The sequence below is a fragment of the Streptosporangium sp. OZ121 genome (assembly GCF_051918885.1).
Classification (GTDB): domain Bacteria; phylum Actinomycetota; class Actinomycetes; order Streptosporangiales; family Streptosporangiaceae; genus Streptosporangium.
The window spans coordinates 220,793-233,832 of the sequence record NZ_JBPXMC010000009.1 but is presented as its reverse complement, the minus strand read 5'-3'; the positions used below and the strand labels follow the sequence as shown (position 1 = coordinate 233,832).

12 protein-coding genes and 1 pseudogene are annotated in these 13,040 nt (G+C 69.8%); 6 read left to right on the top strand and 7 right to left on the bottom strand.

Going from position 1 to position 13,040, the window contains the following annotated elements; all coding sequences use genetic code 11:
• Positions 1 to 140: 140 nt before the first annotated feature.
• The 5 genes from ACTOQ1_RS19145 (at position 141) to ACTOQ1_RS19125 (ending at position 5,138) form a co-directional block, all read left to right on the top strand.
• On the top strand, positions 141 to 1,721 hold the full coding sequence (locus ACTOQ1_RS19145) for an NCS1 family nucleobase:cation symporter-1 (RefSeq protein ID WP_440068895.1): 1,581 nt from the start codon (positions 141 to 143) through the stop codon (positions 1,719 to 1,721).
• A complete protein-coding gene (locus tag ACTOQ1_RS19140; RefSeq protein WP_440068893.1) occupies positions 1,721 to 2,461 on the top strand; it encodes an aspartate/glutamate racemase family protein in 741 nt (246 codons plus the stop codon). Before ACTOQ1_RS19145 ends, ACTOQ1_RS19140 begins: the two co-directional genes overlap by 1 nt.
• Positions 2,462 to 2,624: 163 nt before the next feature.
• Positions 2,625 to 3,149 (top strand): RNA polymerase sigma factor, encoded by a 525-nt coding sequence (locus tag ACTOQ1_RS19135; RefSeq protein ID WP_440068891.1) that lies wholly within the window; start codon positions 2,625 to 2,627, stop codon positions 3,147 to 3,149.
• A 26-nt stretch (positions 3,150 to 3,175) separates the two neighbouring features.
• Positions 3,176 to 4,273, top strand: coding sequence for a CU044_5270 family protein (locus ACTOQ1_RS19130; RefSeq protein WP_440068890.1), 1,098 nt, complete (start codon positions 3,176 to 3,178; stop codon positions 4,271 to 4,273).
• Positions 4,274 to 4,607: 334 nt separating this feature from the next.
• A complete protein-coding gene (locus tag ACTOQ1_RS19125) occupies positions 4,608 to 5,138 on the top strand; it encodes a pyridoxamine 5'-phosphate oxidase family protein (protein ID WP_440068888.1) in 531 nt (176 codons plus the stop codon).
• Positions 5,139 to 5,193: 55 nt separating this feature from the next.
• On the opposite strand, the gene ACTOQ1_RS19120 is transcribed toward ACTOQ1_RS19125, so the two are convergent.
• Positions 5,194 to 5,406, bottom strand: a complete 213-nt coding sequence (locus tag ACTOQ1_RS19120) for a DUF397 domain-containing protein (protein ID WP_440068886.1) — start codon at positions 5,404 to 5,406, stop codon at positions 5,194 to 5,196.
• Positions 5,394 to 6,289, bottom strand: a pseudogene (locus ACTOQ1_RS19115) (helix-turn-helix domain-containing protein). The gene ACTOQ1_RS19120 and the pseudogene ACTOQ1_RS19115 overlap by 13 nt, the downstream one beginning before the upstream one ends.
• A gap of 254 nt (positions 6,290 to 6,543) precedes the next feature.
• On the opposite strand from ACTOQ1_RS19115, the gene ACTOQ1_RS19110 reads away from it, so the two are divergent.
• Positions 6,544 to 7,068, top strand: coding sequence for an ATP-binding protein (locus ACTOQ1_RS19110; RefSeq protein ID WP_440068884.1), 525 nt, complete (start codon positions 6,544 to 6,546; stop codon positions 7,066 to 7,068).
• A 668-nt stretch (positions 7,069 to 7,736) separates the two neighbouring features.
• Here the strand turns inward: ACTOQ1_RS19110 and ACTOQ1_RS19105 are convergent.
• The 5 genes from ACTOQ1_RS19105 to ACTOQ1_RS19085 form a co-directional block, all read right to left on the bottom strand.
• On the bottom strand, positions 7,737 to 8,648 hold the full coding sequence (locus ACTOQ1_RS19105) for a LysR family transcriptional regulator (RefSeq protein WP_440068973.1): 912 nt from the start codon (positions 8,646 to 8,648) through the stop codon (positions 7,737 to 7,739).
• Between the two features lie 205 nt (positions 8,649 to 8,853).
• A complete protein-coding gene (locus tag ACTOQ1_RS19100) occupies positions 8,854 to 10,026 on the bottom strand; it encodes a glycine C-acetyltransferase (protein WP_440068882.1) in 1,173 nt (390 codons plus the stop codon).
• Between the two features lie 52 nt (positions 10,027 to 10,078).
• On the bottom strand, positions 10,079 to 11,107 hold the full coding sequence (gene tdh, locus ACTOQ1_RS19095; protein WP_440068880.1) for an L-threonine 3-dehydrogenase: 1,029 nt from the start codon (positions 11,105 to 11,107) through the stop codon (positions 10,079 to 10,081).
• A 277-nt stretch (positions 11,108 to 11,384) separates the two neighbouring features.
• Positions 11,385 to 12,491: an SPFH domain-containing protein gene (locus ACTOQ1_RS19090; protein WP_440068878.1), complete on the bottom strand. Its 1,107-nt coding sequence runs from the start codon at positions 12,489 to 12,491 to the stop codon at positions 11,385 to 11,387.
• A gap of 4 nt (positions 12,492 to 12,495) precedes the next feature.
• Positions 12,496 to 12,933, bottom strand: a complete 438-nt coding sequence (locus tag ACTOQ1_RS19085; protein ID WP_440068876.1) for an NfeD family protein — start codon at positions 12,931 to 12,933, stop codon at positions 12,496 to 12,498.
• Between the last annotated feature and the right edge of the window lie 107 nt (positions 12,934 to 13,040).

Below are 13,040 nucleotides of genomic sequence, written 5' to 3'. Positions count from 1 at the left end.
CGCCGACACGCCATTCTCGCCGATCCTCCGAAGCCGATTCCTCGCGCCGAGCCCCCGAGCCGATCCCGGGCACCTTCCGCCTCGGCACGCCCGCACGCGGGACACCGGTTCCCGCGCCGTACCCCCCACGGAAGCTGACAATGACCGAACACAGCGCACCGTCCCAGCCGAAACTACACGACGTCGTCGAGGCGGCAGGCATGCCCGTCGGCGCCGGTCTCGTCAAGCCCGGCTACGACCCCCGGCTCGCGAACGAGGACCTGGCCCCGCTCCGCGAGCAGAAGTGGTCCTCGTACAACATCTTCGCCTTCTGGATGTCCGACGTGCACAGCGTCGGCGGCTACGTCACCGCGGGCAGCCTGTTCGCCCTCGGGCTGGCGAGCTGGCAGGTCCTGTTCGCCCTGCTCGCGGGCATCGTGATCGTGAACGTGTTCTGCAACCTGGTCGCCAAGCCCAGCCAGATCACCGGGGTGCCGTACCCGGTCATCAACCGGGCGGTCTTCGGGGTGCGCGGCGCGAACATCCCCGCCATCATCCGCGGGCTCATCGCGATCGCCTGGTACGGGGTGCAGACCTACCTCGCCTCCCAGTCGCTCATCATCATCTTCCTCAAGTTCTGGCCCGCGTCGGCGTCGCTGAACGAGGGCGGCTTCCTCGGCCTGTCCGCGCTCGGCTACATCTGCTACGCCATCCTCTGGGTGGCCCAGGCGGCCGTGTTCTGGAAGGGCATGGAGGCGATCAGGCGGTTCATCGACTGGGCCGGTCCCGCCGTGTACGTCGTCATGGTCGTGCTCGCCGTCTACCTGGTGAGCCAGGCGGGCTGGGAGAACATCAGCCTCGACCTCTCCGAGGGAGAGAACCTCGACTTCGGCGCGTCCATCCCGGTCATGCTCAGCGCGATCGCCCTCGTCGTCTCGTACTTCTCCGGGCCGATGCTGAACTTCGGTGACTTCTCCCGGTACGGGAGGTCGTTCGCGGCGGTGAAGAAGGGCAACCTGCTCGGGCTGCCGGTCAACTTCCTGTTCTTCTCGCTGCTCACGGTGATCACCGCGTCGGCGACCGTGCCCGTGTTCGGCGAGCTCATCACCGACCCCATCCACACGGTCGAGCGCATCGACACGCCGTTCGCGATCCTGCTGGGCGGGCTCACCTTCGTCATCGCGACCATCGGCATCAACATCGTCGCGAACTTCATCTCCCCGGCGTTCGACTTCTCCAACGTGAACCCGCAGAAGATCAGCTGGCGGACCGGCGGCATGATCGCGGCGGTCGGCTCCGTGCTGCTCACGCCGTGGAACTGGTACAGCAACCCGGACGCCATCCACTACACCCTCGGCATTCTCGGCGCCCTGATCGGACCGCTGTTCGGCATCCTGATCTCCGGCTACTACATCGTGAGCCGCCAGCGGGTGTGGGTGGACGACCTGTTCACCCTCGAACCGACCGGCCGCTACTTCTTCAGGGGCGGCTACAACCCCAACGCGGTCTGGGCGACCGTGCTCAGCGGGGTCCCCGCGATCGCGTCGGTGCTCCTGCCGAAGATGCTGCTGGACCTGGAGCTCACCACGGCCGACGTGACCTGGATCGCCGACTACAGCTGGTTCGTCGGCTGCGGGCTCGGGTTCGTGGCGTTCACCGTGCTGGAGCGGATGTCGCCGAGGATCGGCGGTCTCGACCGCGACGCCGAGCGGGTGTCGGACGGCACGACCCTGGCCGGTTGATGACCCGCGTCGGAATCCGGGTGATCAACCCCAACACCGCCCGGGCCATGACCGAGAACATCGGCCGGTGCGCCCGGGCGGTCGCGGCGCCGTCCACCGTCGTCACGGCCGTCAACCCGGCCATGGGCCCGGAGTCGATCGAGAGCCACTACGACGAGGCCCTCGCCGTGCCGGGCCTGCTGGCGGAGATCGCGGCGGGCGAGGCGGCGGGAACGGACGGGTACGTCATCGCCTGCTTCGGCGACCCCGGTCTCGACGCCGCCCGCGAGCTGGCCTCGGGACCGGTGGTCGGGATCGCCGAGGCGGCGATGCACGCCGCCACCCTGGTCGGCCGGAGCTTCAGCGTCGTGACGACCCTCGCCAGGACCACGGGCCGGGCGTGGGACCTCGCCACCCGGTACGGCTTCGCGGGCGCGTGCCGGGGGGTGCACGCCTGCGACATCCCGGTACTGGAGCTGGACGAACCCTCCTCGGACGCGCGGAAGGTGGTGACCGCCCTCTGTGCCGAGACCGTGGAGCGGGACGGATGCGACTCGATCGTGCTCGGCTGCGCGGGCATGGCCTCGTTCTGCGCGGACGCCTCCCGGGCCGTCGGCGTCCCGGTGATCGACGGCGTGGCCGTGGCGACCAAGCTCGTCGAGTCGCTGGTCTGCCTCGGCCTGCGCACGAGCACCCGGGGCGAGTTCGCCCCTCCCGGTCCCAAGAGGTACACGGGCCTGCTGCGCGACTTCACCGTCTGACGTACGAGACCCGGCGCCCTGTCCTTCGGCACCTACGCCCGCGCCATTCCCGTACCTGATGGTGGGCACAATGGGGGCGGCGTCCTACCCGGAGTGCGGGCGAGCACGAGGGACGAATCGACGGGACGCGGTAATCCGGGCGCGTTCAGAGGGACTACTCGGTGTGGACGATCCCGAAGAGCGATTCACCGACCTGTACGACCGGCACTACCGCAGCGTGCTCGGCTACGCCCTGCTGCGAGCCGAGCGCGACGCGGCCGAGGACGTCTGCAGCGAGACGTTCCTCGTGGCGTGGAGACGGCTCGCGGAACTGCCCGAGCCGCCGCTGCCCTGGCTGCTCGGTGTCGCCCGCAACCTGCTGGCCAAGCAACGCGACTCGCGCACCCGCCGCCAGGCCCTGGCCGACCGGATAGCCGCCCTCACCACCTCACGCGACCACGTGGCGTGGGACGTGGCCGAGCACGTCGTCGACAGGGAGAGCGCCCTGGCCGCGCTGTCGGCCCTGCCCGAGCGGGACGTGGAGGCGATGGTGTTCGCCACCTGGTACGGCCTGCCGCCGGAGCAGGCCGCGACCGTCATGGGGTGTTCGGTCCGCACGTACAACGTCCGGCTGCACCGGGCGCGCAAGCGCCTGGCCCAGGCGATGCACGCCGGCGGCCCGCGCCGTGTCCGCAGTCTCGAATCCTGACCCGCACCCCTTTGGAGGCCCCTTTCATGGACGATCGCACGTTCGCCCGGCTCAGGCCCACTGAGCTGGACGAGCTGACCGAGGACGGCTACCGGCGCCGCCGGGCGGACGACCTGGCCCGCGCCTTCGCCACCCCGCACACAGAACCGGCCCGGCCCGCCCGCCCGGCCCGGCCGCGCTCGCGGCGGCTGTACCTCCTCATGGCCGGCACGCTGGCCGCCGGACTCGCGGCCGCGGCCGTCGTCGTCGTCACGACCGGCGGCGGCCCCGGTCCGGGCCCGAGTGGTGCCGTGGTGGCCTCCACGACGCAGGGGGCACCCGAGCGCGTGGCGGACGCGCGCACGTTCCTGCTGGCCGCGGCCTCGACCGCGCGGCGGGAACCGGCTGACTCCGGCCGCTACTGGTACGTCAACGAGCGCACCATACAGAAGGTGTACAACGTCCCCGGCGAGCACACGGCCGAGATCAAGGCGGAGCCCGCCGGGTTGCCGTACGCGGCCTACCTGGCCGACACCCGCGAGACCTGGCGCGCCATGAAGGCGGGCGAGACCGGCCGGAGGGTGAGCAACCAGGACGTGGCGGTCACGTTCGGCTCCCCACAGGACGAGACCGCCTGGAAGGCGGCGGGGTCGCCCGAACTGGCGGACGGCGAACCCCGGACCGACGACGCCTTCGAGTCGATTTTGTCGATCGACAACCCGAGCCTGACCCCGCGGAGTGTCACCGAGCTGCCCGCCGGCCAGGACGGGCTCAAGCGCCACCTGGACGACCTCTGGAAGCGCAGCCCCGACTCCGCGGGCTCCGGCAAGGCCGTTTACCTGTGGCAGACGGGCGTGGACCTGATGACCGCGCCGATCACGCCGGGCACCCGGTCCGCCCTGTTCAAGGTGCTCGCCGACCAGCCGGGCATCACTTCGCAGGGTGAGGCGAAGGACGCGTTGGGGCGCACAGGGGTCGCCCTCTCCTCGTCGACGGCGGACGCCTTCACCTTCCGTCTGATCATCGACCCGCGGACGGCCGAACTGCTCCAGTACGACGTGATGGAGAAGGGCGTGACGCTACTGAGCGTGGCGCTGGCCGAGATGGGCTTCACCGACAGGCTCGGCGAGCGCCCGAAGGACTGATCTGCCTCGTGACCGTCATCCCGCACCCTCACCGTGACGGTCACGGCCCCGCCCTCCTGACCGGCGAGCCGCTCGAACCTCGGCGTGCCGCCGGTCAGGAGGGCCTTTCCGCGCGGGACGTCGACCACGGGCCGGTCCCAGGTCGCGGCAGGCTCCGACAGCGGCGAGTGGAAGCGGTCGGCGTCACCTCCCGGGACTCATGGCGGCCCGTCGCGGTCCGCGAGACGGGTGAGGAAAACATGACACAAGGTGTCGGGTTTTGGGGCGAGCATGTCTCACCGGCCGACCTCGACGGCGGCCGTGGACCGGCCCCTACGGATGGACAAGGACTTCGATGCGCGAAACGCCAGAGGAGCTCAAAGAGCTTCAGACCCTCCTCGACGCCTCCCTCTCCCGTTCCACCTCGCACCTCCGCTCGATCATCAACGGCGAGCGCACCCTGACCGCGGAGCAGCTCACCCGGGTCCTCACCGGCATGCGCACCCTCGCGCTGTCCACCGTGACGGCGAAGGGCGAGCCGAGGATCAGCGGTGTGGACGGGCACTTCCTGCACGGAAAGTGGCACTTCGGTACGGCGCGCGACGCCGCCAAGGCCCGCCACCTCGCCGCCCGGCCCGCCGCCAGCGCCGCGCACCTGCGCGGTGAGGAACTGGGCGTGTTCACGCACGGCACGGTGGAGATCCTCAACCCCCGGGACGGCGAGCCCGCCGCGGACTGGCCGGACCTGCTCGCGTACCTCAAGGACTTCTACGGCGACGACGCCTTCGACTGGGACGACGAGGTGGTCTACTACCGGCTGCGTCCGCACTGGATGACCGTCTACACCTCCGACGCCGCGAAGCTCACCGCGGCACCCCGGCCCTGATCCGGAGCGGGACGGACCTGGTTCCCCGGCCCGCCCGGCACCCCCGTCCTCACTGTCAGCCGAGGTCGCCGTTCTTGATGGTGGTGATGAAGGTGGTCCATTGGCGGGGGGTGAGGACGAGGGCGGGGGCGGTGGGGTTTTTGCTGTCGCGGACGCCTCGGTGGCCGTCGGAGAGGTCGGCGATCTCGACGCAGTTGCTCGCGTCGTCGCCGGAGAGGGTGGATTTGCGCCAGTGGGCGGTGTGGAGCTCCTGGATCAGGTCGTCCATCTCTGGATCGCCTCCTTGATCATGTCGCGTGAATCGCTCCGGGATAGAGCGTCCGCACGGATCAGGTCATATCGGAATTCTAGCCTTTTTATCTCTTCGGTCCGCTCGCTCACCCGGTCCCCGGTGCTCTGAGAATCAATGTAGGCCGCGGGGGGTGCGCTTCCCGGCATGTCGGCGATGGTGAAGCCGCCCAGCAGGCCGAGCACGTTGCGCGCGGTGTAGGGGAGCACCTGAAGAGAGAGCCAGGGGCTCTCCGACATCTCCAGAAGGTAGTGGAATTGGCCCCTCATCACCTCCGGATCGGCGATGGGACGGTGCAGGACGCCCTCGTCCAGGATGGTCCAGAGCATCGGGGGTCAGGTCGGTGAAGAATGTTCTTTCTGTCCATTCGGGCCGCGACGTTTTTCCTCACCTGCTCGGGAGTGGTGCCGGGGCTGTGGCTGAGGATGGCTTCCGCGTACTGCTCGGTCTGGAGGAGGCCGGGCACGATGAGGGGTTCCCAGATGCGCTGGGAGATTGACAAGGGCTCGAACTCCAGCCAGGAGCGGAACCAGCGGGGGACCTGCGTGGCCATGCGATCCAGGCGGTCCAGCAGGTCGACGAGTGTGGTGCCCAGGTCGAGTGCCTCGTCCATCTGGTGGGCGAGCTTCCTGGTGGGTGCCCTGTGTCCGTTCTCCAGCATGCTCAGGTGGCTCACGGCGAGGGGGACCGCGATGCAGAGCCGCCTTTGGGTAAATCCGGATAAAATCCGGTATTTCCGTAGCTCTCTGCCGAATTGAACGCGCGTGGATTCATGTGAATCCGTATCGAACTCCGGCTCCGATTCTGTCCCCGGCTCTGAAACCGCCTCCGGCTCCGGCTCGGGGTCCGGGATGATGCGCATTTCGGTCTCCTCTCGCTGTCTATTCGGGATTCTCCTTCATTCCCATTGCCGAGGGAATGGGTACGAGGTTTTTGCGGGTTCACAGTGTTGTGAACTCGCTTCGCGAACTGTGAACCCCTGGTAATCGCGGTTCGGCTTTCTCCGTGCCTCGGTGTTTGGGACCGTTTTTTCGTCGAGCCGACGCTGTCGCGGGATGTCAGTTGACGGCTCACGCGAGAACGGGTCGGTTCAATTCGGTCGGAAGGGGCAACCCCATGGAGCCGGAGACATTCAGCGAGATACCTCTGCTCGGTGATGCCGAAGCCGCTTCGAGGGCGCGAGAGGAGGTTCGTAAATGGCTGGGAGAGTGGCATCCGGCCTATGAGGACGCACGGCTGGTCGTGTCCGAGCTGGTGACCAACGCGGTCCGGCACGCCCGGCTCGGGGTGAGCGGGCAGGCCGGGGCTTGCGATGACGACCCGCTGATCCTGCGGTTGCTGGCGTACGGCGGCCTGCCGCGCGTCGAGGTCGTGGACGCGGGCCTGAGCGCCGAGGAACCCCGTCTCAGGGCGGACCCGGCATGCCTCCTGATGGAGAACGGCCGGGGGCTGGCCATCGTCGGCATGCTCTCGGGCGGAAACTGGGGCTACCGCTCCCATGGCCGCGAACCCGGCCGGACCGTCTGGTGCGAGCTTCCCGCGAATCCGCCGCGCTCCGACGGGGGTCTCACCGAGGAATCAGCGTCGCCGTCTCCGGATGATCTCCTCCCCGGAGCGCCGGCCTCCGCTCAGCGGGGGTGACGCACCGCTCCCAGCACTCATCGGGAGCCGATGAACCACCCCCGGCGGGTGGTGGCACGCGGGTTCGTCCCCCACGAAAGAACCCGCGGCATGTGCCGCTCCAGCTCCACCTCCCCGTTGGAGCACCTCGCCGGGGGTCTCTCTTGCCCCGGTGCCGGAAACTGCTCGCGAGCCTCGCCGCATGGGAACGACGGGTGCCACGATGCTTCGTACGGACCGAAAGCAGCTTTGCGGAGACGGGCCCGACGCGGTGTCCTCACGGTGCGCCGGAGCGCGTCCGCCCGGGGCGGGAGGGTTCGTCCTGGAGGGCGGGTACGGCCAGGTAAAGCGCTTTCCAAAAATTGCGTAATCCGGAACGCATCCATGAGTCCCCTGTTCCACGAAAAGTCCCATAAGGAATCTTTAGGACGGGGTGGGTGATATGTATCTGGTGTTTCAGTCAGTGATCGCCGGGATGATCGCCGCGGTCGCCCTCGTGGTGGGGGCGATGGGCCGTCACTGGCACCGTAGCCGGCACCGGTGGCCTGTTCTGACGGGAGCGTGGACGGGCGACGGCGAGGAGCCCTCGTCGCCCCCGGAACTCGAAGGCGTGGACGACGGGTACCCCGGTGCCTCGTACGCACCGAAGACGTCCTCGGCCGCGACGGGCGTCCGGGTCACGGGGGTCGTCACAGGGACGGGGTCCTGCGCAGTGTCGTCGCGGCGTCCTGGAGAGCGTTCAGCAGTGGGATGAGCAGGGGATGCCGTTCGGCGCCCCGGCGTACGGCGGTGAAGACGCGGCGTTCGGGGCCGGGCACCGGGCGGATCACCACGCCGGACGGGTCGGTGCCGCGCAGGGCCAGGCGGGGCACCATCGCCACCCCCGCTCCGGCGGCGGCCAGCGCGACCACCGCGCTGAAGTCGTCGGAGGAGTGGGCGAACTCGGGGGTGAAGCCCGCGTGCTCGCAGGCCAGCGCGATCACGTCGTGGCAGGGGTTGCCCGGGTAGGGGCCGATCCAGGTCTCGCCCGACAGGTCCGCGACCGTCACCTCGCTCCCGGAGAGGCGATGGCCCCGGGGGAGCACCAGGTCGAACGGCTCGGAGTAGAGCGGGATGCGCGACAACCGCCGGTCGTCCTCGGCCGGGGCCCCGCGATACTCCACGGCCACGGCCGCGTCCACCGCGCCGTCCAGGACCATGGTGAGGCTCTGGTCGCCCTCGGCGTCCAGGACGCGCACCCGGATGCCGGGCTCCTTGTCCCGCAGGGTGCCGACCGCGGGAGCCACGACCAGCCCGATCGCGGTGGCGAAGGAGGCCACCTTCACCTCGCCCGCCGTACCGGCCGTGTAGGCGGCGATGTCGGCTCCGGCGCGCTCCAGCTGGGCGAAGATCTCGTTGGCGTGGTCGAGGAGGATACGCCCGACGGCGGTGAGCCGCACGCCCCGGCCGTCGCGGTCGAGCAGCCGGTGGCCCACCTCGTGTTCCAGGGCGACGAGCTGCTGGGAGACCGCCGAGGGGGTCAGGTGCAGGGCGGCGGCGGCCGCGGTGACCGTGCGGTGGTCGGCCACCGCACGCAGGGTTCTGAGCCGCCGCGTGTCCATCACCTTCGTATTCTCGCCGAGGTCACCCGCGACCTGCGACAAAAGCCCTTTTGCCGGTCGTCGCGGACGCCCGGCGACGGCCCCGGGGGGCCGATGTTCGGCTCCCCGGGCACCCGTTCACGAACTGAGCCGGTGTCCGGCCGCGAAGGTTCGTTCGCGGGCCGAGGCGGGGCCGGGGACGAGGTCGGTGTCCGGCCGCCGGTGTTCAGCCGCGGGCGGCGACGAAGGCCTCCAGCGCGCGGTCGACGTCCTCGGCCGAGTGGGCCGCGGACAGCTGGACCCGGATGCGGGCCTGGCCGTGCGGGACCACGGGGTAGGAGAAGCCGATCACGTAGACGCCCAGCTCCAGCAGGCGTTCGGCCATCGCGGCGGCCTCGGCGGCGTCGCCGATCATCACAGGGACGATGGGGTGGTCGCCGGGCAGGATGTCGAACCCGGCCTCGGTCATGCCGGTGCGGAACCGCTCGGTGTTGGCGCGCAGCCTCGTCCGGGCCTCGTCCGAGCCGCTGATCAGGTCGAGGACGCGCAGCGACGCGGCGGCGATCACCGGGGCGAGGGAGTTGGAGAACAGGTAGGGGCGCGAGCGCTGGCGGAGCAGCTCGCAGATCTCCTTGCGCGCCGCCACGTAGCCGCCGCTGGCCCCGCCGAGCGCCTTGCCGAGCGTGCCGGTGAGGATGTCGACCCGGTCCCGCACGCCGTGCAGCTCGGGGGTGCCCCCGCCGTGCTCGCCGACGAAGCCGACGGCGTGCGAGTCGTCGACCATCACCATGGCCCCGTACCGCTCCGCCAGGTCGCAGATCTCCTCCAGCGGCGCGACGTAGCCGTCCATGGAGAAGACGCCGTCGGTGACGATCAGCCTGCGCCGGGCGTCGGCGGACTCCTTGAGCCGCGCCTCCAGCTCGGCCAGGTCGCGGTTGGCGTAGCGCAGGCGCCGCGCCTTGGACAGGCGGATGCCGTCGATGACGCTCGCGTGGTTGAGGGCGTCGGAGATCACCGCGTCGCGCTCGTCGAGCAGCGTCTCGAACACGCCGCCGTTGGCGTCGAAGCACGAGCTGTACAGGACGGTGTCCTCCTGGCCGAGGAAGTCCGACAGCCGCGCCTCCAGCTCCTTGTGCACCTCCTGGGTGCCGCAGATGAAGCGGACCGACGCCATGCCGAAGCCCCAGCGGTCGAGGGCCTCCTTGGCGGCGGCGACCACCTCGGGGTGGTCGGCCAGGCCGAGGTAGTTGTTGGCGCAGAAGTTGAGCACCTCGCCACCGCCCGCGACCGCGATCCCGGCGCGCTGCGGGGTGGTGATGACCCGCTCGGGCTTGAGCAGCCCGGCCTCGGCGATCTCGTTCAGGGTCGTACGGAAGTCGTCGCGGAGATTGTCGAACATCAGGCGGTCCAATCCGAGGTGATCTTGTCGGTTCCTTCGCGGGAGCCGGACATCAGGCCGTCCAGTCCAGGATGACCTTGCCGGTCCTGCCTCCGGCGGCGGTGTCGAAGGCCGCGTCGAAGTCGCGGTAGGAGAAGCGGTCGGTGATCACGGGGGAGAGGTCGAGGCCCTTCTCCAGGAGCACGGACATGGCGTACCAGGTCTCGTACATCTCCCGGCCGTAGATCCCCTTGAGCGTGATCATCGAGGTCACGATCGTCGCGAAGTCGACGGCGAACTCCTCGGCGGGCAGGCCGAGCATGGCGATCTTCCCGCCGTGCGACATGGAGGCGATCATGTCGCGGAGCGCCTTCGGGTTCCCGGACATCTCCAGGCCCACGTCGAAGCCCTCGCGCATGCCCAGCCCGTCCATGCCCTCCTGGACGGAGGTCTCGGCGACGTTCAGCGCCAGGGTGACCCCGAGCTTGCGGGCCAGCTCCAGCCGCTCCGGGCTGACGTCGGTGACGACCACGTTGCGGGCGCCCACGTGGGTGGCCACCGCGGCGGCCATCAGCCCGATCGGGCCGGCGCCGGAGATCAGCACGTCCTCGCCGACCATCGGGAACGTCAGGGCGGTGTGCACCGCGTTGCCGAACGGGTCGAAGATCGCGGCCACGTCGAGATCGACCGGGACCCGGTGCACCCAGACGTTGGAGGCCGGGAGCGTCACGTACTCGGCGAAGGCGCCGTCGCGGTTCACGCCCAGCCCGATCGTGGCGCGGCACAGGTGCCGCCGTCCGGCCATGCAGTTGCGGCACTTGCCGCAGACCAGGTGCCCCTCACCGCTGACCAGGTCGCCGGGGGCGATGTCCTCCACGCCCGGCGCCACCTCGACGACCTCGCCGCAGAACTCGTGGCCGATGACGAGCGGCGTCCGCAGCGTCTGCCGGGCCCACGCGTCGAAACTCCGGATGTGCAGGTCCGTGCCGCAGATCCCGGTGCGCAGCACCTTGATCAGCACCTCGCCGGGGCCGACGGACGGTTCAGGCACGTCGGCCAGCCACAGGCCGGGTTCGGCCCTCTCCTTGACCAGCGCTTTCATAGCGGATTCCCCCTCAGCTCCGACCCTACGCACTGTGCCCGGTCGCCTTCGGGGATGTCCATCGCGGTTTTCTTAACCCCACCCACAGCGTTGCTTCACGCCCGGTCCCCGAGACCTAGAGGGTTACCCAGACATTTGACCGCAAACCGACCAGGCGAGCGGTCCTCGCCGTCGGTTCCCACCACGACATCGGTCCTCCCGCCCGGACACGCCGGGCGGGAGGACCGAGGGAGAGGCGAGGGGATCGAGGTCGGGAGAGCCGGGAGGGCCGGGAGGGTCAGGAGCCGTTCCCGCGGTGCTCCTCCCGCGCTCCCACCGCCGTTCCCGCCCCTGTCCCCGTTCCCAGGAGGTCGTCGCCGGGCAGGTGCGCGGGGGGCGCGTTGAGCTGGCGGGGGCCCAGATCGGCCTCGGCCGCCTCGGCGACCGCGTCGGCGGCGGCCTGCTCGGCCTGCTTCCTCTCCTCGGCCGCGGCCTCGTTGACCCTGGGGGCCTCGCGGACGGCCGACGACTGCGGCAGCGCCTCGGTGAACGCCTTGGAGACGCCCTGGATCGCGGAGGTGACCTCGCTGGGGATCACCCAGAACGTGTTGTTCGGGCCCTTGGCCAGCTCGGGCAGCACCTGCAGGTACTGGTACGCCAGCAGCTTGGGGTCGGGGTCGTTGCGGTGCACGGCCTGGAAGACCTCGTCGATGGCCTGGGACTGGCCCTCGGCCTTGAGGATCGCGGCGCTCCGGTCACCCTCGGCCCGCAGGATCGCGCTCTGCTTGTCGCCCTCGGCGGTGAGGATCTGCGACTGCCGCTGGCCCTCGGCGTTGAGGATCGCGGCGCGCTTGTCCCGCTCGGCGCGCATCTGCTTCTCCATCGCCTCCTTGATGCTCTTGGGCGGGTCGATGGCCTTGATCTCCACCCGGTTGACCCGGATGCCCCACTTGCCGGTCGCCTCGTCCAGCACCCCGCGCAGCTGGCTGTTGATCGTGTCGCGCGAGGTCAGCGTCATCTCCAGGTCGAGCGAGCCGACGACGTTGCGCAGCGTGGTGACCGTGAGCTGCTCCACGGCCTGGATGTAGTTGGCGATCTCGTACGCCGCGGCCCGGGGGTCGGTGACCTGGAAGTACAGGACCGTGTCGATCTCGACGACCAGGTTGTCCTCGGTGATCACCGGCTGGGGCTTGAAGGAGACGACCTGCTCGCGCAGGTCGATCATCGGATAGACGCGGTCGATGTACGGGATCACGAAGTTCAGGCCGGGCTTCAGCGTGCTGTGGTAGCGACCCAGCCGTTCCACGTTGCGGGCCCGGGCCTGGGGGACGATGCGCACCGAACGGATCACGGTGAACACCGCCAGCAGGGCGATGAGCAGTCCGGCTATGAGCAGAGCGTCCATGGTGTCACTCCCGTGGATACACGAGCGCGGTCGCGCCCTCGATCTCGATGACGTCGACGGTCGCCCCGGCGGGTATCACCAGGGTCTCGTCGTAGGCCCTGGCGGACCACTCCTCGCCGCCGATCCGCACCAGGCCGCCCCTGCCGGTCACCTCGCGCAGGACGTAGGCGGACTTGCCGACGATCGCCTGGATCCCGAAGCGCTGGCTGCGGGGTTGCAGGCTGGTGAGATGGCGTCTGGCGATGGGCCGGACCACGGTCACTCCGGCGGCCAGGGAGGCGATGAACACCACGAGCTGGAGCGGGACCGGCAGCCCCAGCACGGCGGCGACGGAGGTGATGAGGGCGGCGCCCCCGAGCAGGCCGAGAGCGGTGGTCAGGGTGAATATCTCGGCGACTCCCAGCGCCACCGCCAAGATCAACCAGATGACCCAGTACTCCATGCTCCGGCCCTCCTGCCTGTACAACGCGCCGGACGTCTGGGAGGTTCCTTTCCCACCGTATGTCCTTCACCGCATCGCCGACAGGCCCGGCTCTGCCGTCCGGCGCC